General features: G+C 70.7%; 21 protein-coding genes, 2 tRNA genes and 2 pseudogenes. 6 read left to right on the plus strand and 19 right to left on the minus strand.

Translation table 11 applies throughout. From position 1 onward, the window contains the following. Nucleotides 1-99 precede the first annotated feature (99 nt). Nucleotides 100-1,311 carry a PucR family transcriptional regulator gene (locus AS594_RS06895; protein ID WP_069926186.1) on the plus strand — a complete coding sequence of 404 codons (1,212 nt, stop codon included), beginning with the start codon at nt 100-102 and terminating at the stop codon, nt 1,309-1,311. A gap of 87 nt (nt 1,312-1,398) precedes the next feature. On the opposite strand, the gene AS594_RS06900 is transcribed toward AS594_RS06895, so the two are convergent. Further along, a complete protein-coding gene (locus AS594_RS06900; protein WP_069926187.1) occupies nt 1,399-2,532 on the minus strand; it encodes a glycerate kinase in 1,134 nt (377 codons plus the stop codon). 258 nt (nt 2,533-2,790) lie between these two features. Here AS594_RS06900 and AS594_RS06905 point away from each other — a divergent pair, with 258 nt between their 5' ends. Together AS594_RS06905 and AS594_RS06910 are read left to right on the plus strand one after the other, a co-directional pair. Continuing rightward, complete coding sequence (locus AS594_RS06905; RefSeq protein ID WP_069926188.1) at nt 2,791-3,852, plus strand: ADP-ribosylglycohydrolase family protein; 1,062 nt, start codon at nt 2,791-2,793, stop codon at nt 3,850-3,852. 292 nt (nt 3,853-4,144) lie between these two features. Further along, a complete protein-coding gene (locus AS594_RS06910) occupies nt 4,145-5,323 on the plus strand; it encodes a hypothetical protein (RefSeq protein ID WP_069933279.1) in 1,179 nt (392 codons plus the stop codon). Nucleotides 5,324-5,435: 112 nt separating this feature from the next. On the opposite strand, the pseudogene AS594_RS06915 reads toward AS594_RS06910, so the two are convergent. From AS594_RS06915 to AS594_RS06950, 8 genes and pseudogenes are all read right to left on the minus strand, one after another. Next, nucleotides 5,436-6,624: pseudogene (locus AS594_RS06915) on the minus strand (serine hydrolase domain-containing protein). A 293-nt stretch (nt 6,625-6,917) separates the two neighbouring features. Then, nucleotides 6,918-7,460 (minus strand): methylated-DNA--[protein]-cysteine S-methyltransferase, encoded by a 543-nt coding sequence (locus AS594_RS06920; RefSeq protein ID WP_069926191.1) that lies wholly within the window; start codon nt 7,458-7,460, stop codon nt 6,918-6,920. A gap of 11 nt (nt 7,461-7,471) precedes the next feature. Next, nucleotides 7,472-8,935, minus strand: coding sequence for a DNA-3-methyladenine glycosylase 2 family protein (locus tag AS594_RS06925; protein WP_069933278.1), 1,464 nt, complete (start codon nt 8,933-8,935; stop codon nt 7,472-7,474). A gap of 50 nt (nt 8,936-8,985) precedes the next feature. Then, on the minus strand, nt 8,986-9,507 hold the full coding sequence (locus tag AS594_RS06930) for an O-acetyl-ADP-ribose deacetylase (RefSeq protein WP_069933277.1): 522 nt from the start codon (nt 9,505-9,507) through the stop codon (nt 8,986-8,988). Between the two features lie 28 nt (nt 9,508-9,535). Next, a complete protein-coding gene (locus AS594_RS06935; RefSeq protein ID WP_069926194.1) occupies nt 9,536-10,951 on the minus strand; it encodes a phytoene desaturase family protein in 1,416 nt (471 codons plus the stop codon). A gap of 112 nt (nt 10,952-11,063) precedes the next feature. After that, nucleotides 11,064-11,882 carry an inositol monophosphatase family protein gene (locus tag AS594_RS06940; protein ID WP_069926195.1) on the minus strand — a complete coding sequence of 273 codons (819 nt, stop codon included), beginning with the start codon at nt 11,880-11,882 and terminating at the stop codon, nt 11,064-11,066. Nucleotides 11,883-11,932: 50 nt separating this feature from the next. Beyond that, entirely contained in the window at nt 11,933-13,741 is a 1,809-nt protein-coding gene (locus AS594_RS06945; RefSeq protein WP_069933276.1) for a gamma-glutamyltransferase family protein, read from the minus strand. 219 nt (nt 13,742-13,960) lie between these two features. Further along, nucleotides 13,961-15,295: pseudogene (locus AS594_RS06950) on the minus strand (NCS1 family nucleobase:cation symporter-1); the annotation flags it as partial. A gap of 54 nt (nt 15,296-15,349) precedes the next feature. Between AS594_RS06950 and AS594_RS43855 the strand changes: the two are divergent. After that, nucleotides 15,350-16,939: a recombinase family protein gene (locus AS594_RS43855; RefSeq protein WP_069934987.1), complete on the plus strand. Its 1,590-nt coding sequence runs from the start codon at nt 15,350-15,352 to the stop codon at nt 16,937-16,939. Here the strand turns inward: AS594_RS43855 and AS594_RS47205 are convergent. From AS594_RS47205 to AS594_RS06985, 8 genes are all read right to left on the minus strand, one after another. Then, the gene (locus AS594_RS47205; protein WP_276207391.1) at nt 16,924-17,049 is read right to left on the minus strand and encodes a hypothetical protein; all 126 of its coding nucleotides are present in this window, start codon (nt 17,047-17,049) and stop codon (nt 16,924-16,926) included. The two genes, AS594_RS43855 and AS594_RS47205, sit on opposite strands and share 16 nt — an antisense overlap. 29 nt (nt 17,050-17,078) lie before the next feature. Further along, nucleotides 17,079-17,738, minus strand: a complete 660-nt coding sequence (locus AS594_RS06960; RefSeq protein ID WP_069934988.1) for a hypothetical protein — start codon at nt 17,736-17,738, stop codon at nt 17,079-17,081. Continuing rightward, nucleotides 17,665-17,946, minus strand: coding sequence for a hypothetical protein (locus AS594_RS43860; RefSeq protein ID WP_141747155.1), 282 nt, complete (start codon nt 17,944-17,946; stop codon nt 17,665-17,667). The genes AS594_RS06960 and AS594_RS43860 overlap by 74 nt, the downstream gene beginning before the upstream one ends. Nucleotides 17,947-18,331: 385 nt before the next feature. Continuing rightward, a complete protein-coding gene (locus tag AS594_RS06965; RefSeq protein WP_069934989.1) occupies nt 18,332-18,577 on the minus strand; it encodes a hypothetical protein in 246 nt (81 codons plus the stop codon). Continuing rightward, the gene (locus tag AS594_RS06970) at nt 18,574-19,494 is read right to left on the minus strand and encodes a hypothetical protein (RefSeq protein WP_069934990.1); all 921 of its coding nucleotides are present in this window, start codon (nt 19,492-19,494) and stop codon (nt 18,574-18,576) included. The genes AS594_RS06965 and AS594_RS06970 overlap by 4 nt, the downstream gene beginning before the upstream one ends. A 351-nt stretch (nt 19,495-19,845) precedes the next feature. Then, nucleotides 19,846-19,911: transfer RNA gene (locus AS594_RS06975), tRNA-Tyr, on the minus strand. A gap of 52 nt (nt 19,912-19,963) precedes the next feature. After that, nucleotides 19,964-20,040: transfer RNA gene (locus AS594_RS06980), tRNA-OTHER, on the minus strand. A 54-nt stretch (nt 20,041-20,094) separates the two neighbouring features. Continuing rightward, nucleotides 20,095-20,862 carry a helix-turn-helix domain-containing protein gene (locus AS594_RS06985; protein ID WP_338120143.1) on the minus strand — a complete coding sequence of 256 codons (768 nt, stop codon included), beginning with the start codon at nt 20,860-20,862 and terminating at the stop codon, nt 20,095-20,097. Between the two features lie 118 nt (nt 20,863-20,980). On the opposite strand from AS594_RS06985, the gene AS594_RS06990 reads away from it, so the two are divergent. Next, nucleotides 20,981-21,259: a hypothetical protein gene (locus AS594_RS06990; protein WP_069934992.1), complete on the plus strand. Its 279-nt coding sequence runs from the start codon at nt 20,981-20,983 to the stop codon at nt 21,257-21,259. Continuing rightward, complete coding sequence (locus AS594_RS06995; RefSeq protein WP_069934993.1) at nt 21,259-21,552, plus strand: DUF7848 domain-containing protein; 294 nt, start codon at nt 21,259-21,261, stop codon at nt 21,550-21,552. The genes AS594_RS06990 and AS594_RS06995 overlap by 1 nt, the downstream gene beginning before the upstream one ends. Nucleotides 21,553-22,097: 545 nt before the next feature. Here AS594_RS06995 and AS594_RS07000 read toward each other — a convergent pair. Both AS594_RS07000 and AS594_RS47210 read right to left on the minus strand, forming a co-directional pair. Then, the gene (locus AS594_RS07000) at nt 22,098-22,289 is read right to left on the minus strand and encodes a hypothetical protein (protein WP_069934994.1); all 192 of its coding nucleotides are present in this window, start codon (nt 22,287-22,289) and stop codon (nt 22,098-22,100) included. Nucleotides 22,290-22,294: 5 nt separating this feature from the next. Then, complete coding sequence (locus AS594_RS47210) at nt 22,295-22,429, minus strand: hypothetical protein (protein WP_276207392.1); 135 nt, start codon at nt 22,427-22,429, stop codon at nt 22,295-22,297. Between the last annotated feature and the right edge of the window lie 2 nt (nt 22,430-22,431).

The following is a 22,431-nucleotide window of genomic DNA, read 5'->3' on the forward strand; positions in this document are numbered from 1 at the left end:
TGCCGGTGACCAGCCGCACGGACGGCCGGTTGTGCACGCGCACAACACTGCCTGTCAGGGGGGTGCCGGGCGGCCCCTCCTCGTGACACGCTCCGGCCCATGAGTGGCCGCAGAGCACGGACGGGGCACGACTGGGCGGTACTGACCGAGGCATGTACGGCGCTGCTCGACCGGCTGCCGGAACTGGTCGATCAGCATCTGCGCGAGCTGCACGCGCACTCGCCGCTGTACGCACGGGTCCTGTCGCAGGACCAGCACTGGCAGGAGACCGAGAAGGCGATGCGGATCGGCATCGAGGCGATCTCCGCGCCGAGGACGCAGCCGCGCCGCGATCTGGAGTACGCGGAGTGGACGGGCCGCCGCCGGGCCCAGCAGGGATTTCCGCTGGAGCTGCTGGTGCACTCCTACCGGCAGGCGGGCTACCTGATCTGGGACGCACTGCTGGAGAGTGCCGAGGGCCCGGAGGGCGGCGATCCGGAGAAGCTGGCGGTGCTGATGCGGGCCGCCACGACGGTGTTCGCGGCGGTGGACGCGGAGACGGCGACCGCGTCGGAGTCGTACCGGGCGACCGAGGCCGAGCTGCGCCACCGTACGGACGAACGGCTCCAGGCGCTGCTCGACGCGCTGCTGGAGGGCAAGGAGTCCGCCGGCCTCGCGGCCCGCGCGGCGGCCGGTCTCGATCTTCCGGAGCAGGGCAGGTACGCGGTGGTGGTACTGCGGCTGGAGCGGCGGGACGGGCGGGAGCCCTTCCACCGGCGGATCCAGGGCGCGGGGATGCGGTTCATCTGGCGGATGCGTACGGACTGCGAGGTGGGGGTCGTCTCGCTGGGCGAGGAGACGACGCTGGCCGACCTGTCGGAGCTGCTCGCGGCGCGCTGTCCCGGGCCGGGTGGGATCAGCCCGGTGGTGGAGGGGCTGGCCGGTCTGGGCCGCGCCCGGCGGCTGGCGGACCTGGCGCTTCGGACCTGCGCGCCCGACGCCACCGGGATCGTACGGCTCGACGAGCGGATGCCGACGGCCCTGGTGGTCAGCCAGCCCGAGCTGGCGGAGCGGCTGGTGGCGGACGTGTTCGGCAACCTGATGGGACTGGACCCGGCGGACCGGGTGGTGCTGCTGGAGACGCTGGACGCCTGGCTGGCGTGCGAGGGGTCGGCGGGACGGACGGCGGGGCGGCTCTACTGCCACCGCAATACGGTGTTCAACCGGCTGCGGCGGCTTGAGCAGTTGACGTCCCGTTCGCTGTCGCGGCCCCGGGACCTGATCGAGATGACGCTGGCTCTGGACGCGTTCCGGCTGTCGGGGGCGGCGTGAGGCGCGGCGCGGCGGGGCGGGCGGGCCCTGCGGGGCTTGCCCCGCCCCGCAGGGCCCGCCCGCCCCGCCCCCGCACGTCAGGTCAGGTCAGGTCAGGAAGTCGCGGGCGATGTTCTCCGCCACGCGTTCCAGCAGCGGGCCCGCCTCCGCCATCGACCTGGCCGGGTCCGGCTCCAGGTCGGCCAGGGCGTAGGCGCGGCGGATGCCCGCCCCGCCGAGGACCTCCGGGCGCAGGGCGAGCCGGCCGCAGACCGCGATGACCTCTACGTTCTTCGCCCGCGCCGCCGCCGCCACACCCGCGGGGGCCTTGCCGTGCAGGGTCTGCGCGTCGAGGGAGCCCTCACCGGTGATGACGAGGGTCGCCCGGGACAGCGCCTCGGCGAAGCCGAGCACGTCGAGCATGACCTCGATGCCGGGCCGGAAGCTCGCGCCCAGCGCGATCAGCGCGCCGTACCCGATGCCGCCCGCCGCGCCCGCGCCGGGCGAGTCCGCGTACTGCGGCCCGAGCACGGACGCGTAGTGAGCGAGCGCCGCGTCGAGCGTGGCCACGTCCTCGTCTGTGGCACCCTTCTGGGGACCGTAGACCGCCGCCGCGCCCTTCGGGCCGGTCAGCGGGTTGTCGACGTCGCTGGCGAGGACGAGGTCCACGTCGGCCAGCCGCGGGTCCAGGCCGGACAGGTCGGCGGTCGCCAGGTCGCGCAGCGCGCCGCCGCCGGGACCGACGGGCTCGCCCGACGCGTCCAGGAAGCGTGCGCCGAGTGCGGCCAGCATGCCCGCGCCGCCGTCGGTGGTGGCGCTGCCGCCGACGCCGAAGACGATCGTGCGGGCGCCCGCGTCGAGTGCGGCGCGCAGCAGTTCGCCCGAGCCGTACGTCGTCGCGGTGAGCGGCGCGAACACGCCGTCGGGGAGGTGCTGGAGGCCGGAAGCCTCCGCCATTTCGACCACGGCGGTACCGTCGCGCAGCGCGAACGCCGCCGTGAGCTGCTCGCCGAGCGGTCCGGTGACCCGTACCTCCCGGCGTTCGAACCCGGCCGCGACCGCCGCGGCCACCGTGCCGTCGCCGCCGTCGGCGACGGGCAGAGCCTCGACGACAACGTCGGGGACGACCCGCCGCAGCCCGGCCGTCACCCGCTCCGCGACCTGCACGGCCGTGAGCGAGCCCTTGAACTTGTCCGCCGCGACGAGCACGCGGGCGGTCTCAGTTACTGCTCCGTCCGTCACCTTGCTATCCCTTGCTTTCGAACAGGCAGTCGCGCCGCCCCGACCTTATCCGCAGGAAGGGCCGCCTGCCACGGGCGTCCGGCGTGGCCCGGCCCCCTGAACGGCGTGCCAACCCGACTTGTCATCTTTTGGCGCCCATAGTGGGTCGTCATGCGCACCGACCTGACCGGACCGCTCCCCGCACCGCCTCTCTCGCATATCGATGAAAACCGCATAAATCTCCCATACTCGACCACGGGAAGCGGGTAGACCCGACGCATGACGCCACACAGCACGCACACGGCCGACCGGATCCTCGGCGGCTGGCTGGGCAGAATCGCCGGCAACATGCTCGGCAAGCCCGTGGAGCGCGGCGACTACTGGACGCGGGCGCGCATCGACCGCTATCTGCGGCTGACCGGCGCGCTCCCCCTCACGGACTACCTGCCCGAGCCCCCGGCCGCCACGGACGGTTTCGAACTGCGGCCGGAATGGCGGCACTGCGTGCGCGGGCGGATCAGCGGCAGCTGCCGGGACGACGACGTCGATTACGCGATCCTCGGTCTGCACCTGCTGGAGACCCACGGCTTCGCTTTCACCACCGAGGAGGTCGGCGAACTGTGGCTGCTGCGCCTGCCGTATCTACAGACGTTCACCGCCGAGCGCGCGGCGTACCGGAATCTCGCGAACGGGCTGCGGCCGCCGCTGACCGCCACCTTCGAGAACCCGTACCAGGAGTGGATTGGCGCCCTCATCCGCGCCGACATCTTCGGCTGGACCAACCCGGGCGATCCGCACCGCGCCGCCGCGCTGGCCCGCCGCGACGCGGTGCTCTCGCACACCGGCAACGGTGTGTACGGCGCGATGTGGGCGGCCGCCCTGATCGCCGCCGCGTTCACCGCGTCCGGGCCGCGCGCCGCCCTGGAGGCGGCGCTGGAGCGCGTACCCGCGAGCAGCCGCCTCGCCCGTACGGTCCGCCACACCCTCGCCCTCCACGCGGCCGGGGCCGCCTGGGAGGACACGCTCACCGCGATGGACGAGGAGACGGGCCGGCTCGGCTGGATCCACGCCGTTCCGAACGCCGCCGTCATCACGGCCGGACTGCTGTACGGCGACGGCGACTTCACCCGGACCATCACGCTCACCGTACGCGGCGGCCTGGACACCGACTCCAACGGCGCGACGGCGGGCTCGGTGGCCGGTGTGCTGTGCGGGGCAGGCGGGATCGGACGGCAGTGGACCGAGCCGCTCGAGGACACGGTGCGCAGCGCGGTGTTCGGCTTCGACGGCGTACGGATCACCGAACTCGCCCACCGTACGGCGCGGCTGGTCGTCGGCTGAATCGAGGCTGTCCGTCAGTCCCCGCGCGCCCTACGGTCTGTTGCCCCGGTGCCTTCACCCGGTGTTGCACCGCAGTGCACCGGCCGGACCACGGCGCGGCCCAGCATGACCGGCGTCACCGATCCTCCCGTCCCTTCGTTCCCTCCTTCGTTCCCTCCGTCGTTGCTCCTGTTACCCCTTCACCCCCGTTCCCTCCCCCGTCGCCCCGTTCCCCCTTCACCCCGTTCCCCCTTCGTCCCCCGGCCGTTCGACCTCTGTCCCGCTTCGTTCCCCGACGAGACCTGGAGAACCCATGCGTACATTCGCCCGCGGAGTCCTGACCGTCCTGGCTGCCGGAGCCCTCGTGGCCCAGGGCGCCGTCGCGGCCGAGGCGGAGGGTACGAAGGCACGGCGCCTGCCCGCCGAGATAAAGGGCGGGGCGTGGAAGGCCGGGCACGTGCAGGGTGTGGCGATCGACCGCCGCAAGGGTTTCATGTACTTCTCCTTCACCAACCTCCTCGTCAAGACTGATTTGCGCGGGAATACGGTGGGGTCCGTATCCGGATTCACCGGGCATCTCGGCGATCTGGACTTCAACACGAAGGACGGGCGGGTCTACGGCTCGCTGGAGTACAAGGCGGCGAAGGCGTTCTACATCGCGATCGTCGATGTGGACCGGATCGACCGTGTCGGCATGGACGCCCGGACCAGCGACGTCGTGTCGACGGTCCACCTCCAGGAGGTCGTCGACGACTACACGGCCGACATGAACGGCGACGGGAAGTTCGACGGCGACACCGCCAACACCCCCGACCACCGGTACGGGTGCAGCGGGATCGACGGAGTGACCTTCGGGCCGGAGCTCGACCGCGGCAGCCGTACCAAGCGCGGCAAGCAGGTCCTGACGGTCGCGTACGGCATCTACTCGAACGTCAAACGGCAGGACAACGACCACCAGGTCCTGCTCCAGTACGACGTGCGCAAGTGGCACCGGTACGAGCGCCCGCTGCCGGAGAGCGCGCCGCACACCAGCGGTCCGCCCGACGTCGACGGGAAGTTCTTCGTCCGCACCGGCAACACCCGTTACGGCGTGCAGAACCTGGAGTACGACGAGCGCACGGGCAACTGGCTGATGGCCGTCTACAAGGGCGCGAAGCCGCAGTTCCCCAATTACTCGCTCTTCGTCGCCGACGGCTCGAAGCGGCCGGAGACCGGCCCGGTCACCGGTCAGCCGACGCCGGAGCGGGGCGAGTTGCTGCCGTTGCTGCGCGCGGGGCTGCACCACGAGGCGTCGGACACGTACGGGTGGGAGTCCGGGGGGCAGTACGGTCTGGTCTCGCTCGACGACGGCCGGTACTACCTCGTGGAGGCCGGCACGGTGGTGGAGGACGGGGTGACGAAGCAGACCGCGCGGGCGGTGCTGCACCGCTGGACGGGACAGCCTCCGACCCCGTTCACCAAGGTCGCGGGCGGTGGCGCCGACGGGAGTTGACCCGGCGCGGGAGGGGAGCGTCCGTGCCCGCCCGGGCGGGCACGGCGTTCCGTTCCCCCGGCTCCCGTCTCCGACGGCGGCCGCGCCGGGCCGCCGTCGGAGAGGTGTCGCCTCAGCGGCGCAGCAGCTCGCAGACGAAGTCCTCCTGGACGTCGCGCATCTGAGCCACGAGGTCCGGTGTGGTGGCCTCGCCGAGCTGGGTGGTGAGCGAGAGCGTCACGGAGCGCTTGCCGTCGGGCGTGGCCGCGGCGAACTGCGTGTAGCCGAGGATGGTGCCCGTGTGGCCGTAGACCACGCCGCAGCGGGTCTTGTAGCGGAACAGCGCCAGGCCGGCCTTGTTGTGGCCGGGCCCGGGGTTCACCGAGGAGCCCTCGACCCACTTCGTCTGCTGCTTGCGGGTCTTCTCCGACACGAGCGCACCGCCCGCGTAGGCACGCATGAAGGCGTTGAGGTCGTTCGGCGTGGAGACCACCCCGCCGGATGCCCACACCGCCGACATGCTGAGGTCGGTGCTGACGTCCTGCGGCTCCCCCTGCTCGAAGACGTAACCGTGCAGGTAGGGACCGGGGAACCGGTACCCGCGCGGCAACTTGGTGTCGCGCAGCCCGAGCGGCCGCAGGACCAGCCGGTACAGCACTTCCTCGTACGGACGGCCGTCACCGCCTCGACCATCAGGGCCACGGCGATGTTGTCGGAGTTGGAGTACTGGTAGCGGGAGCCGGGCCGGAAGCGCAGGGGCTCGCCGGCGACGAAGTCCAGCAGCCGTCGCGAGTCGAACTCCCGGCGCGGGTCGGCCTGGAGCAGCTCCGCGAACTCGCCGGACTCGCTGAAGTCGGGCATTCCGCTGGTGTGCTGGAGGAGCTGGCGAAGGGTCACCTTGTGCCAGGCCCTGGGCAGGTGGGGCAGCCGTTTGCCGATCGTGTCGTCGAGCCGCAGCTTGCCGCGGTCGACGAGCTGGAGGGCGACGGCCCCGCTGAACGCCTTGGCGACGCTGGCCAGACGCATGTGGTCGGTGGGCTGCGGCGGCTGCCCGGTCCGCACGTCCGCCACACCGGCGCGGTAGACCTTCACGTCCTTGCCCGCTGGAGCAGGGCGATGGCTCCGGGCGGCCCCTCCGGGGCGCGTACCAGGCCCTCCAGAGCCGCGCGCAATTCACGGTCGCCGCGTTCGTCAGGACGCTGACCGTCGGCCCGCGCCGGCCCGGCGAGGAGGCCGAGCGCGCAGGCACCGGCCGCGATCAGGGCGGCGGGTCTCAGTCGGAAAGGGGTGGGGCGATCGCGGCGGGTGGGTGCTGACGGCATGCCGGCGTACCTCCTGGAAGTCGTCGCGCCCGGCACCTGCCGGGTCGCTCAGGGCCAGCATCGGGCGGCCTGCGCGGCGCCGCCCGGCCGTGTAGGCCGTCTGGCCCGGTCCGGTACACCGGTCGACGCCCACGCCCCGCCCGGACCACCCGCACGACGCCCACCGCCCCGCACCGACCACCCGCACGACGCCCACCGCCTCGCCCGGACCGCCAGCACGACGCCCCCGCCCAGCCGGGCCACCGGCGCGCGTCGTCCGTCGGCGGCAGTGCGGCGGCGCGTCTCCGGGCGCTTCAGAAGAGCCGGTCGTCGGCCGGGGCCGGCCCTCCCGCCTCGAACGCCAGCAGCCTCCGCTTGCGCTCGAGGCCGCCGCCGTAGCCGGTGAGGCTCCCCGCCGCACCGATGACCCGGTGGCACGGCACGATGATGCCGACCGGGTTCTTTCCGTTGGCGAGGCCCACCGCCCGGGAGGCCGCCGGGTTGCCGAGGCGCTCGGCCAGTTCGCCGTACGTCCAGGTCTCGCCGTACGGGATCCGCCGGAGCTGCTCCCAGACGCTGCGCTGGAACGGCGTGCCGCCGAGGCTCAGCTCCAGGTCGAACTCCTTCAGCTCGCCCGCGAAGTACGCGTCGAGCTGCCGCACCGCCTCCAGCAGGATCCCCGGCGTCCGCTCCCCGAAGGACTCCTCGGGCGGCCGGTGACGCTGATCCGTCATGTAGAGGCCCGACAGGCGGCCGTCGGTGGCGACCAGGGTGAGCGGCCCGTACGGACTGTCGATCACGCTGTGCTGTTTCCGTCGCGTCCCCGGCCGCACACCCGGGTTCAGGTCCGTGCTCATGTACGCGCTCCTCAAGCCGGCAGGTTGTTGATGGGATGGTCGTCGGTGGCCCACAGGTACTGGACGGCGTACGCCCGCCACGGCCGCCAGGCCGCCGCCCGGGCGGTGAACGCGGCCGGGGTCGACGGCAGGCCCAGTTCCCGCGCCGCGCGCCGGACCCCGAGGTCGGTCGCCAGGAACGCGTCCGGGTCGCCGAGGGCGCGCATCGCGATCACCTCGACCGTCCACGGCCCGAAGCCGGGCAGCGCCATGAGGCGGCTCCGCGCCTGGTCCCAGTCGCTGTCGATGTCGAGCCGCAGGCTTCCGTCGGCGAGCGAGGAGACCAGCGTCGTCAAGGTGGTGCGGCGGCTGCGGGGCAGGGCCAGCGACTCGGGGTCGAGGGCGGCCAGGCGGTCCGGGTCCGGGAAGAGGTGGGTGAGCCCGCCGGCCGGATCGTCGACCGGTGTGCCGTGCGCGGTCACCAGGCGGGCGGCGTGCGTGCGTGCCGCGGCCGTCGACACCTGCTGGCCCAGCACCGCCCGTACGGCGAACTCCGCCGCGTCGGTCGTCCGCGGCACCCTGCGCCCTGGTGCCTTGTCCACGAGCGGGGCGAGCAGCGGGTCGGTGCGCAACTGGTCGTCGATGGCGACGGGGTCGGCGTCGAGGTCGAGCAGCCGGCGGCAGCGGCTGATGGCGATGGTCAGGTCGCGCAGGTCGGTGAGGGACAGCAGGCAGCCGATGTGGTCGGGCCACGGGGTGAGCGTCGCGATGCCGTGGCCGTACGGCAGGCTCAGGGTGCGGCGGTAGGCGCCGTCGCGCCACTCCTCCACGCCCGGTACGGCGGTCGCGGCGAGGTGGCCGAACAGGTTGGTGGGGTTGAGCGGGGCCCGGAACGGCAGCCGCAGCGAGATCGCGCCCGGCGTCCGCGGCTGCTTCCCGCGTCGGCTGCGCAGTTCGCCCGGCGACAGGGCGAAGACCTCGCGGACCGTGTCGTTGAAGGTACGTACGGACGAGAACCCGGCGGCGAAGGCCACGTCGGCCATGGGCAGCGGCGTCGTCTCGATGAGGAGGCGGGCGGTCTGGGCGCGCTGCGCCCGGGCGAGGGCGAGGGGTCCCGCGCCCAGTTCGGCCAGCAGCTGGCGCTCGATCTGCCGGGTGCTGTAGCCGAGCCGGGCGGCGAGTCCGGGGACTCCTTCGCGGTCGACGACGCCGTCGCCGATCAGGCGCATGGCGCGGGCGACGGCATCGGCGCGGGCGTTCCACTCCGGAGAGCCGGGGCTCGTGTCGGGCCGGCAGCGCTTGCAGGCCCGGAACCCGGCCTGCTGGCAGGCTGCCGCGCTCGGGTAGAAGGTCATGTTGGCGACCTTGGGCGGCACCACGGGGCAGCTGGGGCGGCAGTAGATCCGAGTGGTCAGGACGGCGGTGAAGAACCAGCCGTCGAAGCGCGCGTCCTTGGACTGGACGGCGCGTACGCATCGCTCGGTGTCGGTGTGCATGGCTCAAGCATCGGGCACGCCGCATGTCCGGGGCTGGCGAGAATCCGACATCAAGGTGCGGCTGCCAGGGCCCTTTCGAACGCCTGGTACGCGGCGTCGTCGAAGAGTACGAACCGTACGTCCGCCACCGGTGCCACGGCCGCCTCGTGGACCGTACGGACGGCGATGCGCGCGCCGTCGTCCATCGGCCACCCGAAGATCCCGGTCGAGATGGCGGGGAACGCCACGCTCACCGCCCCCGACTCCGCCGCCACGCGCAGCGATTCGCGGTAGCAGGAGGCGAGCAGCGCGGACCGGTCCTCGTCGGCCTGCCAGACCGGCCCCACGGTGTGGATCACGAACCGGGCGTGCAGCCGCCCCGCCGTCGTCGCGACGGCCCGGCCGGTCGGCAGGCCCTTGCCGTAGTGGGACGCGCGCAGGCGGCGGCAGTCCGCCAGGATCTCGGGGCCGCCGCGGCGGTGGATGGCGCCGTCGACACCGCCGCCGCCCAGCAGGGAGGAGTTGGCGGCGTTGACGATGGCGTCGACGTGCTGCTCGGTGATGTCACCGCGCACGAGAGTGATGGCCGTCATGGGACCATCCTCTCTCCCCGGGGCGGTGTCACGCCGCGCGCAGCCGCCGCCAGACCGCCTTCGCCGCGTTGTGCCCCGACATGCCGTGCACACCGGGTCCGGGCGGGGTCGCGGACGAGCAGATGAACACCGCCGGGTGCGGGGTCGCGTACGGGAAGAGGGACACCTTCGGCCGGAGCATCAGCTGAAGTCCCGACGCCGCGCCGCAGGCGATGTCCCCGCCGATGTAATTGGCGTTGCGCGCGGCCAGTTCGGGGGGTCCCGCGGTGGCCCGGGCCAGTACCCGGTCGCGGAAGCCGGGCGCGAAGCGCTCGATCTGCCGCTCGACGGCGTCCGTCAGGTCGCCGTCCCAGGCGTGCGGGACATGACCGTACGCCCAGAAGACGTGCTTGCCTTCGGGTGCGCGGGAGGGGTCGACCAGGCTCGGCTGAGCGGTGATCAGGAACGGCGTCGCGGGAGCCGTACCGCCCGACGCCTGCTTCAGCGCGGTGCCGATCTCGCCGCTGGAGGGGCCCACTTGCACGGTGCCGGCCCGCCGCGCCTCCTCGGCGGTCCAGGGCACGGGTCCGTCCAGCGCGTAATCGATCTTGAAGACGCTCGCACCGTAGCGGTACTTCTCGTACGCCCGCCCCAGGCCGGCGATCCGCGCCAGCGCGGTGGGCGACGTGTCGAAGACGTACGCGCGCGCGGGCGGCAGATCGTCCAGGCGCTTGACCTCGAAGCCGGTGTGCACCACGCCGCCGAGATCGCGCAGGTACGCCGCGAGCGCGTCGGAGATCGACTGCGAGCCGCCGCGCGGCATCGGCCAGCCGCCGGTGTGCGCGGCGAGGGCGAAGACCAGCCCTACGGCGCTCGTCGCGAGCCCGCCCAGCGGCGCTATGACATGGGCGACCAGCCCGGCGAACAGGGCCCGCGCCTTCTCGTCCCGGAACCGGCGCATCAGCCAGGTGCTGGGCGGCAGGCCGTCGACACCGAAGCGGGCCAGGGTGAGCGGGTCGCGGGGCAGCGCGCTGTACGGCAGCGACATGAAGTCCTTGGCCAGCGTGTCCCACTTCCCGACGTACGGCGCGACCAGCCGCCGGTAGGTGCCGGCGTCCCGGGCACCGAACGAGGCAGCGGTCTCGGCGACCGACCGGGAGAGCACGGCGGCGGTGCCGTCGTCCCACGGATGGGCCATGGGAAGCGCCGGGTGCAGCCATTCGAGCCCGTACCGGTCCAGCGGCATGGCCTTGAAGGCCGGGGACCCCGCGCCGAGCGGGTGCACGGCGGAACAGGGGTCGTGCCGGAAGCCGGGCAGCGTGAGCTCCTCGGTCCTGGCGCCGCCCCCCACGGTGTCCAGCGCCTCGAACACCTCCACCGAGAAGCCCCGGCGGGCAAGTTCGACGGCGGCGGTGAGTCCGTTGGGCCCCGCCCCTACGACGACGGCATCGAGCATCGACGGCACCTTCGGACTCCTTCGTCAGCCGATGGCCTGGATCCTCCAGGATATTCGCGGCCGCGCGGGCGGCGACGGCGGGAGGGGGCGGGTGGCCGGAACTGCCCGTCCACCGTGCCCACTACGCCGCCGAGCCGCCGAGCAGACCGACCACGCGTGCGACGGTCGCGGCGTCCCGGGCGGCCGTGAACGGCAGCGCGTTGCCACCTGTCAGCCGGAAGGGCTCCCCCGCGACCGTGGCGTGCGCACCGCCGGCCTCGCCGACCAGCAGCAGTCCCGCCGCGTGGTCCCACGCCAGTTCCCACGAGAACGCCACCGCGTCGAGGTCTCCCCTGGCCACCGCGAGGTACTCCAGCCCGGCGGACCCGCAGGGGCGGGCGTCGACGCCCTTCACGTTCAGCCCGAGCAGCGCCGCCTTCTGCCGCTCCGAGGAGAAGTCGGGGTGGGACGTGGCGATCCGCAGCGTCGCGCCCGAACCCGGTACGCCCGCCCGCAGCACCTCGCCGTTCAGCCGCGCTCCCCCGCCGCGTACGGCCACGGCCATCTCGTCGAGCACCGGCGCGTACGTCCACGAGGCGAGCACCTCGCCCCGGTGCGCCAGGGCGACCAGCGTGCAGAAGCCCGCCTCGCCGCGCACGAACTGCCGGGTGCCGTCCACCGGATCCACGATCCACACCGGCGCGTCGCCGCGCAGCGCCTCGTACACCGCCGGGTCCTCGTGGACGGCCTCCTCCCCCACGACCACCGATCCCGGCAGCAGCCGGGTCAGGGACGCCGTGAGGTGCTCCTCGGCCTGCCGGTCCGCGATGGTGACCAGGTCGTGCGGCCCGGTTTTCTCGACGATCTCGTGTGCGGCGAGCTGCCGGTACCGCGGCAGGATCTCGGCGGCGGCCGCCTTGCGCACGGCCTCTTCGACGTCGGACAACTTGTCATCGATCATGCGTCCAGCAAAGCACGACCCGCTGACAATGCCGGCAACGCCCGGTGCCGTCACCGCCCGACCGCGTAACCCTGCATTCCCCGGGGGTTCGCCGCGGCGGACAGCACGCCGGTCCGCGGATCGCGCGCGACCGCGCACAGCCGGCCCTCGGACCACGGGCCGCCGACCGTCACGTCGTGGCCCCGGCGCCGCAGCTCCTCGACGACGCCCGCGTCCATCCGCGACTCGACGGTGACACTCCCGGGACGCATCGCGCGCGGGAAGAAGGACCCGGGGAAGGAGTCGTTGTGCCAGTTGGGGGCGTCGATGGCGCCCTGGAGGTCGAGTCCGCCCCGCACCGGGGAGCCGGCGAGGGCGACCGCGAGGAAGAAGTGGAGCTGCCACTGGTCCTGCTGGTCACCGCCGGGCGTGCCGAAGGCCAGTACGGCCGTCCCGTCCCGCAGCGCGAGCGACGGGGTCAGGGTGGTGCGGGGGCGCCGTCCGGGCGTCAGCGAGTTCGGCAGCCCCTCGTCCAGCCAGGCCATCTGGAGCCGGGTGCCGAGCGGGAAGCCGAGTTCGGGAACCACCGGGTTCGACTGGAGCCAGCCGCCGCTCGGTGTGGCCGCGACCATGTTGCCCCAGCGGTCGACGACATCCAGGTGGCAGGTGTCGCCGCGGGTGGCCCCGTCCCCGGCGACGGTCGGTTCACCGGCGCCGTCGGACCGCGCGCCCCCGGCGTGGTGTCCGGGCTCCCCGGCGGCGACGGCCCGCGCGTGAGCGCTGAGCACGGGTGTGCGGCCGTCCGGACTCCCGGGCCGCAGTTCCGTCGACGCCTTGTCCTCCACCAGCGCCCGCCGCCCGGCGTTGTACGACGCCGAAAGCAGCGCGTCGAGGGGCACGTCGGCGGCGTCGCCGTACCACGCCTCCCGGTCCGCCATCGCCAGCTTGCACCCCTCGATGAGGAGGTGGATGTACTCGGCCGAGCCGTAGGCCGGCAGCTCCGGCGGGAGCAGGGCGAGCTGCTGGAGGAAGGCCGGTCCCTGGCTCCAGGCGCCCGCCTTGCACAGCGTCCAGCCGTTCCAGTCGTACGTCGCGGGCGCCTCGTACGCCGCGGACCAGCCGGCCAGGTCGGCGGCGCTCAGCGTCCCGGTGTGCCGGGTGCCGGTGGTGTCCATGGTGGGGCGCGCGGCCTGCCGTACGAGCGCCTCGGCTATGAACCCCTCGCGCCAGACGGCGCGCGCCGCGTCGATCTGGCGCTCCCGGCCGTCGCCGCCCGCCGCCTCGGCCTCGGCGACGAGACGGCGCCAGGTCGCGGCGAGTGCGGGGTTGCGCAGCAGCTCGCCGCAGGCCGGCGACCGGCCGCCCGGCAGGTACACCTCGGCGGACGAGGTCCACTCCTCCTCGAAGAGGGCGCGTACCCGCTCCACGGTCTCGCCCACCCCCTCGACGGGGGCGTGCCCGTCCTGCGCGTACCCGATGGCGTACCGCAGCACTTCGCGCAGCGTCTTGGTGCCGTGGTCGCGGAGGAGCAGCATCCACGCGTCGAAGGCTCCGGGGACGGCCGCGGCCAGCGGACCGGTCCCGGGCACGAGACCGAGTCCCAGCGCCCGGTAGTGGGCGGCGCTCGCGCCCGCGGGCGCGGGCCCCTGCCCGCAGAGCACCCGTACCTCCCCGCCCGCCGGTGCGAGGATGACCGGCACCTCGCCGGCGGGGCCGTTGAGGTGCGGCTCGACGACGTGCAGGACGAACCCGGCGGCGACGGCCGCGTCGAAGGCGTTGCCGCCGTCCTCCAGGACGGCCATCGCCGACTGGGACGCCAGCCAGTGGGTGGAGGACACCATGCCGAAGGTGCCCTGGAGCGTCGGGCGGGTCGTGAACATCCCTTGTGCCACCTCGCTGTCGCGTGATCGGTCGGCCATCGGCGTTCATGATCCCCGCTGGGGCGGAGGGCCGACAGATCGCGGTGGCGCATTTTCCCGATGTTCCCGGCTGTCTCGGCTCCCGGATGCTTAATCGGCTCGCCGGCTGCTTCCTCAGCTCCCCGGATGCTTACTCGGCTTCTCTCTGCCTTCCCAGCTTCCCTCCGCCCTCGCCGGCCACATCAGCGCCACGTACACCACCAGCGCACTCGCCAGCCCCACGGCCCACCCGTAGTCCGCGAGCGGCCTCAGCGGCGCGATGACGCCGTCCGCCGGGAACGGCCCCTTCCCCGGCGCCGAATGCGAGCCGCCGACGGCCAGGACACCGCCCACGGCGAACGCCGCCACCGCCCGCCAGTTCCAGCCCGCCGTGTACCAGTACCGCCCCCCGGCCCGGTACAGGTCGGGGAGTTCCAGTACGGTCCGCCGGATGATCCAGTAGTCGGCGATCAGGATGCCCGCGACCGTGCCGAGGAGACCGCCCACCACCCCCAGCCAGGTGAAGATGTACAGCTCGGGCGTGGCGGTGAGCTTCCACGGCATGATCAGTACGCCCACCACGCCCGTGATGAGCGCCCCGGTACGGAAGTTGATGACTTTCGGCGCCACATTGGCCAGGTCGTACGCCGGGGACACGACGTTCGCCGCCAGGTTCACCGAGACCGTCGCGACGAGCACCGTCACCAGCGCGAACAGCAGCCCGAAGACGTTGTCCGTCTTCGCCGCCAGCGCGACCGGGTCCCACAGCGGTACGCCGTACACGGCCTGCGAGCCCGACGTCACGAGCACGGACAGCAGCGCGAACAGCGTCATCGTCGTCGGCAGACCGAGCGACTGCCCCCGGATCTGGGCGCGCTGGCCGGACGCGAACCGCGTGAAGTCGGGGATGTTCAGGCTCAGCGTCGACCAGAAGGCGATCATGCCCATCAGTGACGGGAAGAAGACGGGCCAGAAGTCGCCACCCCAGCCCAGCTTCGACGGCTGGTCGAGCAGCGGGCCGAGACCCCCCGCCTTCCAGGTGATCCAGCCGAGCAGGGCGAGCGCGCCGACGATGACGAAGGGCGCCGCCCAGTTCTCGAAGCGCCGCAGCGCCTCCATCCCCCGGTAAATAATGGCCAGTTCCAGCGCCCAGAAGAGGACGAAGCAGACCCACAGGGTCCAGGGCTGGCCACCGATCCGTGCCGCCTCGGTCCAGCCGCCGAAGATCTTCCCGAGCAGGACGAAGATCCCCTGCCCGCCGATCCAGGTCTGGATGCCGAACCACGCGCAGGCGACCCCCGCCCGGATCAGCGCGGGCAGATTGGCCCCGCGCAGCCCGAAGGACGCCCGCGCCAGCACCGGGAAGGGGATGCCGTACTTCGGTCCGGCGTGCCCGGTGAGCAGCATCGGGAGCAGCACGATCACGTTGGCCAGGGCGATCGTGAGGACTGCCTGCTTCCAGTCCATGCCGAGGGCGACGAGCCCCGAAGCGAGCATCCAGGAGGGGATGTTGTGCGCCATCCCGACCCACAGGGCATGGCGCAAAACACAAACACTCTCTAAGGTGCGTCTCACGTCCTTGGAGGTCGCATGCCACAACTGCCCATCGCTGGAAGGGCGCGCACGCTACGCGCCATCATCTACATCCGCGTCAGCACTGAACGCGAGGAGATGCAGAGCCCGGAACAGCAGCTCTTCTCCTGCAAGGAGTACGCGGACAGGAACAACATCACGATCGTTGGTGAGCCGGTCGAAGACCTGGACCTGACGGGCCGCTCGTTCGCTCGCCGTCAGATCGCTGCCGTGATCGAGCGCATCCGCAACGGAGAGGCGGATGTGGTCCTGGTCTGGAAGTGGTCCCGGTTCGGCCGGAACAACTACGAGAGCCAGGTGAACCTCCGGGAGCTGGAGAAGGCCGGCGGGCGGTTGATCGCCGTCACCGAGGATTTCGACACGACCACGTATCACGGCCGGTTCAGCCGGGACAACATGCTCTTGGTGGCCGACCTTCAGTCGGGCATCATCGGCGCCACCTGGCAGGAAGCGCACGACCGCAGGCACCGCAACGGCCTGCCCCACACAGGCCAGGCCCGCTTCGGTTACATGCGGTGCCCCGAGTGCCGACGCAAGGAAGACTCGCCCCAGGAATACCTGAGTTGCGCCGCCTGCGCGGGCGTTCTCATGGTTGACCCCGTCCGGGGTCCAGCTCTGGCCGAAGCGTACGAACGCTTCGCTGATGGCGAGTCGGTCGCCGGTATCGCCGCGGACATGGCGGAGCGGGGAATCCGCTCCCTCCAGGGCAAGGTCATGAAGGCCACTCAGTGGCAGGTCGTCATGGATTCCGGCTTCGGGGCAGGGCTGATCCGCTGGCGGGGTCCGGAGTACCGGGCCCGGCACGGCCGGCAGTCCAAGAAGCCCAGCACGTACGACAACTGGGTAGAGGGCAAGCAAGAGCCGGTGATCGGGCTCGCTACCTGGGAGCGCTACAAGCGCCGCAGGGAAGGGTCCAAGTCCATCCCCTGGTCCACGTCTGCCAAGTACTCCTGCTCTGGCCTGCTGCGCTGTCAGGCCATCAATGCCGAAGGCCAGCTGTGTGACCGGCGCCTGGTGGCGTCGGCCGTGCTGCGGTCCAACGGCGGAGACACGAAGATCTTCCGCTGTCCGGACATTGCGGTGAAGACCTGCAAGGGCGTGACCGTCACCCTCCGCCGGGTGGATGACGCGATCCTCGCCTGGCTGATGGAACGCGGCACGGGTGAGGACATGGGCGTCATGGCGATGAAACGAGCCGCCCGCAGGACGCGGGCCGCGTCGGACATTCCCACGGTGGAGCGCGAGCTGACAGGCAAGCGGTCCGAAGGGGAAAGGCTCCTAGACCTGTATCTGAAGGCGCTCATTTCAGAGGAGGACTTCAGGAACAAGAGGGAGGAGCTTGACGCCGAGATCGCCAGTCTCGAATCCCGGCTCGAAGTACTGCGCCTGGACTCCGGGGAAGGGGTCATCCCCTCGGCGGATGACTTCGCGAAGCTGGCCGACCTCTGGCCGCGAATGCAGCCCGCCAAGCAGCGGGCTGCGCTGGGCAAGGTCGTGGGCCGGATCAACATCGTGAAAACCCCGGGCAAGCAGTACAACCGAATCGAGATCATCCCGGCCTGGGAGATGGATCAGGCCGCCTCGTGAAGCGGCGCTGGCGGGGCCTGATCTTCGCGCCAGATGCGGTACGCCTCACTGCCGACGATTTCCCAGAAGCCCCGCCAGCATTCCGTCTCCGTCTCCTGCTGCTCGTCCACGCGCTCCTCCTTCCGCCCCGCAAGGGCGGTCACTTCTTGCAGCGGTGCACCTCCGCGGCCGGCTCGTGCCGGAAGCAGTGGCGCTCCATGTCGGTGCCGCAGAAACGGCACGTGAGACCGTGCGGCAGACCGCACGTACAGATGGGCTCGATCTCCCGGGGCTTCCATTCGGTGGCCACCTGAGCGATCTCAGGGGCGGGGGCTTCGCCCCTGTAGAAGTCCCAGGCGTCCCGTGCTGACCTGAGCACGGGCACGAGCATGAAGCGGCCACGGCCGCGCTTGGTCTTGCTGTCCCAGGCGAGCCCCTGGCCGGCGTCCCGAGAGGCGGTCTCGCCTGTCGTGGCCCGTATGAACTTCTCGGGGCTGTCCACGTACCCGCGGGCAGTGAAAGGCCCCAGGACCACGGTGTGGATGCCTGGGGCTTCGTCGTACTGGATCTGACCGACGACCGCTATGCGGTGAGTCGTCGATCTCTTGTCGTCGATCGCGTCAAGGATGCGGCGGGGAATGCCTTCCGCCCGGTCACCCTCCACGGCCTCTATGACCTCGTCTGCGACGCGGCGCACTTCCTCGGCCCGGAACAGGTTGACCTTGTCCAGGATGAGGATCGCAACCTCATCCGCCGTTCGTGACAAGTTCTCCGGATCTGTCAGGATCGACGCCAAGGCGTCGATTTCGCGCTTGCTCACCTTCGCGGCTCCATTTACTCACCACGGACTGGGAGACACCGAGATCATTGGCGATCTCGTAGGTGGTGACTCCTTGCTGGATTGCGAGGTAGATCCGGATCTTGTACCGCTCCTGGGCCTCGGTGGCCTGCTTGTAGTCGAGCGCTACGTCCTCCAGAACGGCCTCTCTGACATGGTCAGGCAAGTCGACCTTCTTCTTTGGTGGCATGGGCTGGGGGTCCCCTCGGTGGTCTTGCGGTCGGTGGCAGCACGAACAGTGTGAGCGCGTAGGACCTATCACCACCGCGCCAGGGGCTGTTTTGGCGAAAATTTAGCCGAACGCACTGCCACCAGAGCCGACCGAGGGTCAAGCTCGGTCATCGCGGATCACCACAGACGCCACCAAGGGCGCGGGGCGCGATGCCGGCCCCGTGCACGCCACGTGATGCGCGCGCACGGAGCGTCGTACCAGGAGCCCCTTTCACGGCCCCCGCTGTCAGCGGTGATGATCAGTCGGACGATGTGGGGGGAGATCGCTCTGGCGACCATGGCGTAGCTCGGCAGCCCGCCCCCTCTGCGGGGGGCGAGCAGCACGGGCATGCCCGGATGGGGGGTCACGGGGAGGTCTTCCCCCTCTTCCTCTCCATGGCGATCTTCTCGCCCTTGGTGGCCTTGGCCCGGATTCCGGAGGGCGAGAGACCGTCCAACATGTAGGCGATGTCCGCTTGGGTCAGCCCGTCTGTGCGGGCCTCGTAGATGCCCACCAGGACGTCCTGCTCGGCCTTCTGGGCCGCGGAGGCGAGCCGCTTGAACTTCGCCTGCCAGGCCCGCTTCTTCTGGGGAGTGACAGGCGTGCTCACGCGGCCTTCACCTGCTTGGTGAAGTCAAAGCCGTCGACCCTGGGGAGCACTTCCGTGCTCATGTGCCGGAGCACGGTCACCGGCTCATCGTTGACGTACGCGTTCCACGCCTTGACGATCAGGGCGTACGCCTGGTCGCGCTTGCCCTTACCGGCCGGAAGGCCGGTGTGGAAGCGCCTGCGCAGGTGTAGGCGTGCGTCCACCTGGGTCAGGTTCAGCCCGTACCGGGTGCCCTCCAGCCACTCCGGGATCAGGTCCCGGTGCGCCGTACGGGCGGCCTGCGCGAGCACGGCCGCATGCGGGCCGATCGGGATGTCCGCGTCCAGGGACGCCCCGTGTACGTCCTTGATGTACCAGGTCAGCTCGGGCCAGGCGTGGAAGGTCTCCACGATCTCCGGAGTGGTGATCTTCGGGAAGCGGGGCATTCCCCAGCGGTCCCCGTCGGACAGGGCCGCCAGGTGGCGGGCGCCGTTGCCAAGGCTGGTCGCGTACGGGACGCGCAGCAGGTGCGCGGCTGTGCGCTTGTACCCCTGGTCCACCACGTCGAAGATCTCCCGAGGCTCGTTCGGGAAGATCCAGAACGACAGGTGCGGCTCGCCGTACTTCTCGATCAGGACGTCCGCGGAGACGTTGGCTAGCGCCTTCATGCGGTGCTGGAAGGACACGCCGTAGCCGTCCGTGTCGAAGATCAGGCCCTCCGGGCTGGCCTCGCGCCAGCGTCCCGACTCGATGTCCCGCTGGTACTTCGCGGAGACGCCCTTCGAGAGGGGACGATTCTTCGGGTGGTTGCGGTACGACAGCCAGTCGGACGCCATCTCGGGCGTGACGGGCAGGATCTGGGGAGTGCTGGGGAGCGGGTACTGACTGCCCTCGGGCGTCAGCTCGGCGGTGTACGCCGGTACAGCCTTGATCGCCATGCTTCTTCCTCTCCTGGATGTGGAAGCGGTCCCCGCCTCTGGGGGAGGACGGGGACCGCAGCGCTGTCATTTCAGTCGCCGGCTGGCAGCGGGCCGGGGCAGGCCGGACGGCCCCATGGGGCTTCGCCTCCGCCATAGGAGGTGTGTCCGGCTGACTGAGTAGCCACCTTGATCAGGTTCAGGCGTGGCCAGACCCTTACGGCTCCTCCTGGCAGATCTCACTTAGTTGGAGCGAAACTCACCGGAACCTAGAGAGCGATGCTCGCGCGAGGCGATGGCCAGACCCTTCGGGGCTTGTGCAGACCCCGGAAGGGCTGCCTGGCGTTCCTCGTGGCGCCTGCCACGGTTCCGTAGACGGAACGGGATTCGAACCCGCATCTCCCTTACCGGGGCTCTAACCACTTGAGCTATCCGTCCGACACCAGGGAGCTACCCCGGTGCACCAGTCACGGCCCGTCGGCCGTGATCGTCCCCTCGACGGGATTCGAACCCGCGCTTCATGGGCGCTTTTAAGTGCGCCGGCCTCTGCCGCTGGGCTACGAGGGGGTACAGCAGAGCCCCTGCGCGATCGGTCGCAGGGGCTCTGGTCGTTCGGTGGAGTCAGGCGGAAACGCCCCTGATCCACAGCTCTTCGGCGTGCTCCGCGAAGCGGTCGAACATGCCGTTCTTCTCGCGGTGACGCAGATGCATCATGGGCGAGTCGTGCCCGACGAGCCGGGCCAGGTGAGGCGTCACCATGGCGTTGTCGTCGAAGCGGAAGACGCTCAGGCCCACGTGGTTCATCGCGTCCTCAGGGGCGCTGTAGCGCGCCTCTACGCCCTCTATGGGGCCGACCTTGGCCAGGTTCTCCAGTGTGATCCTGATGCGCGTGGAGACCGACAGGGCATTGTCCTCAATAGCCTCGCGCTGACGCGTGACCGCGCCTTCCGGGTCACCCAGAAGGAAGCGGATGCGTACGCCCTGGCGGGCCTTCTCGCGGAGCGTCAGGTGGAACGCCGGCTGCTCCAGGAACACGAAGTAGTTCGTGTACCCGGCAAAGAAGATCTCCTTCTTCGCGTCGTCCACGAGCTGCGCCCACACGGAGGACGGGCAGGCTGACCGGTACGGGTAGACCGAGACGATTTCTCGGTCCGGCCCGGTCTTGATGGCGGACTTCACCGCCCGGGGCCACAGCATCTCTTCCGGTACTCCCAGGGTCTCGCTCACGTCGGCACGGCGGGCCGGGTACGGCGCCCACTCGGCGTCCGCCAGCCATCGTTCCACTGACTTCTGAGAGACCCCTACCCGCTGGGCAAGTTGTCGTGCAGACATCTTCTTGTCCGCCATAGCACGGCGTAAGGCTGTATTCAAGGCTTCCCCCTGCGACATCTAGAACATCTTGACCGTAGCGCCGAGATGGGCGTCGTGTCCGCCGTCTGGGGCATGACCACACGCCCCCATCGCTCGATTGTTGTAGCGAGCAGTCCAGCCGAAGAGAGGCGGCGAAATGAACGGATCACAGGACAGTAAGCCGCAGTACAGGGTTGAGCCCTGCCCGACCCAGAAGCCGTACACCACGCTCGGCGGCCAGACGGCCGTTCCTCTGTGGGTTCAGAAGAACGGTCAGTTCTTCGCTGACGTCACGCTTCTGATGAGCGAACCGCTCAGCAACGAGCTGATCCAGCTCGTGAACGAGCTGTTGGCGGGTACCGGAGTCGGGGAGCGCATCGCGCAGCATGCCACTGAGCACCCCGCAGAGCCCTATCGAGCGAAGGAGCACGGTTGATGACCAGGTCACGGCACCGGTTCGTGCGCTGGGTCTTCAAGGCCCTCAGCTCGACCGACGGGCATCCGCCGATCTACTCGGCTCAGTGCACCACGTGTTACGTGGAGCCCAGCGAGGCGTTCGACGACCCCTCTGGGGCCGAACGCTGGTCGATGCGCCATGCGGCCCAACTCGATGCGGAAGGCAAGCACCACACGGTGTTCCGCATGATCGTCACGTCCTTCGCCGTGGTCAGGCCGCATCCGGCCGAGACCAGGATTGAGGTTCCCTGGCTGGACGTGGCCGGCCGATAAGACGCCCGTCCCGGTCGGGACACCCTCACAGGTGGCAGCACCCCGGCCGGGGCGGGTTTGCAAGGAAGAGCAAAAACGATCAAAGCGAGCGTGCAGTATGGGGAAGCGGAATCCGATTAAGGGGCGAGCTGTGGCAGATCAGTCGTTGTTCAACACGTCGGGAATCCCCACCATGCTGACGCTGGCGCAGGTGAACATGCCGCGCTGTCTGGAGTGCGGGTCGTTTCAGACCTACATCATGGAGAGCCTGGCTCCGTTCACCTATCGGCCGATCAGAAGTCGGCTCTGTGATGACTGTGGGCGCGTCACCAGCGCCTACGCGGACCCAGTGGGAGTGAACAATGGCACGGAAGCTCAGGATCAGGGCAGTGGCAGTACTCAAGCTGTACGGCCCTCAGCGGGGCCATACCTGCGGGGCGGACTGCCAGTACTGCCAAGGAACCGGCTGGATCGGGGACATCAAGTGCCCCGGCTGTAGCTGATCCCAGCCGGCCCCAGTCCAAGAGAAGCCCCCGACCAGTCGCCGGGGGCTTCTTCGCGTGCGCCTACTGGCCTTCCGGCTGCTCCGCCAGCTCTACGAGATCCGCCGTGGAGGCGCTGTACTCGTGCCCGTTCTCGGTTACGTAGTCCCACTCGCCGTACTTCTGGGTGGCACGTACGGGCGGGTGGTACTGCGTGGTCGTACCGGTCAGTCCCAGCGCGATGTCATGCACGCGAGTGCCTGCCTTGATGCTCATGCGGTTCACCTCTCCTTGAACCAGCGTTCCCAGACGTCCTTGCGGACTTCGGGACGCTCCTTGCTGTCCTGCTCAGTCTCCCGCGTCGCCCGGCCCTTGTCCGAGCTTCTATGGGTCTTCTGGACCCGTTCCTGGCCCATGG

Origin of the sequence: Streptomyces agglomeratus (assembly GCF_001746415.1) — a bacterium.
Classification (GTDB): domain Bacteria; phylum Actinomycetota; class Actinomycetes; order Streptomycetales; family Streptomycetaceae; genus Streptomyces; species Streptomyces agglomeratus.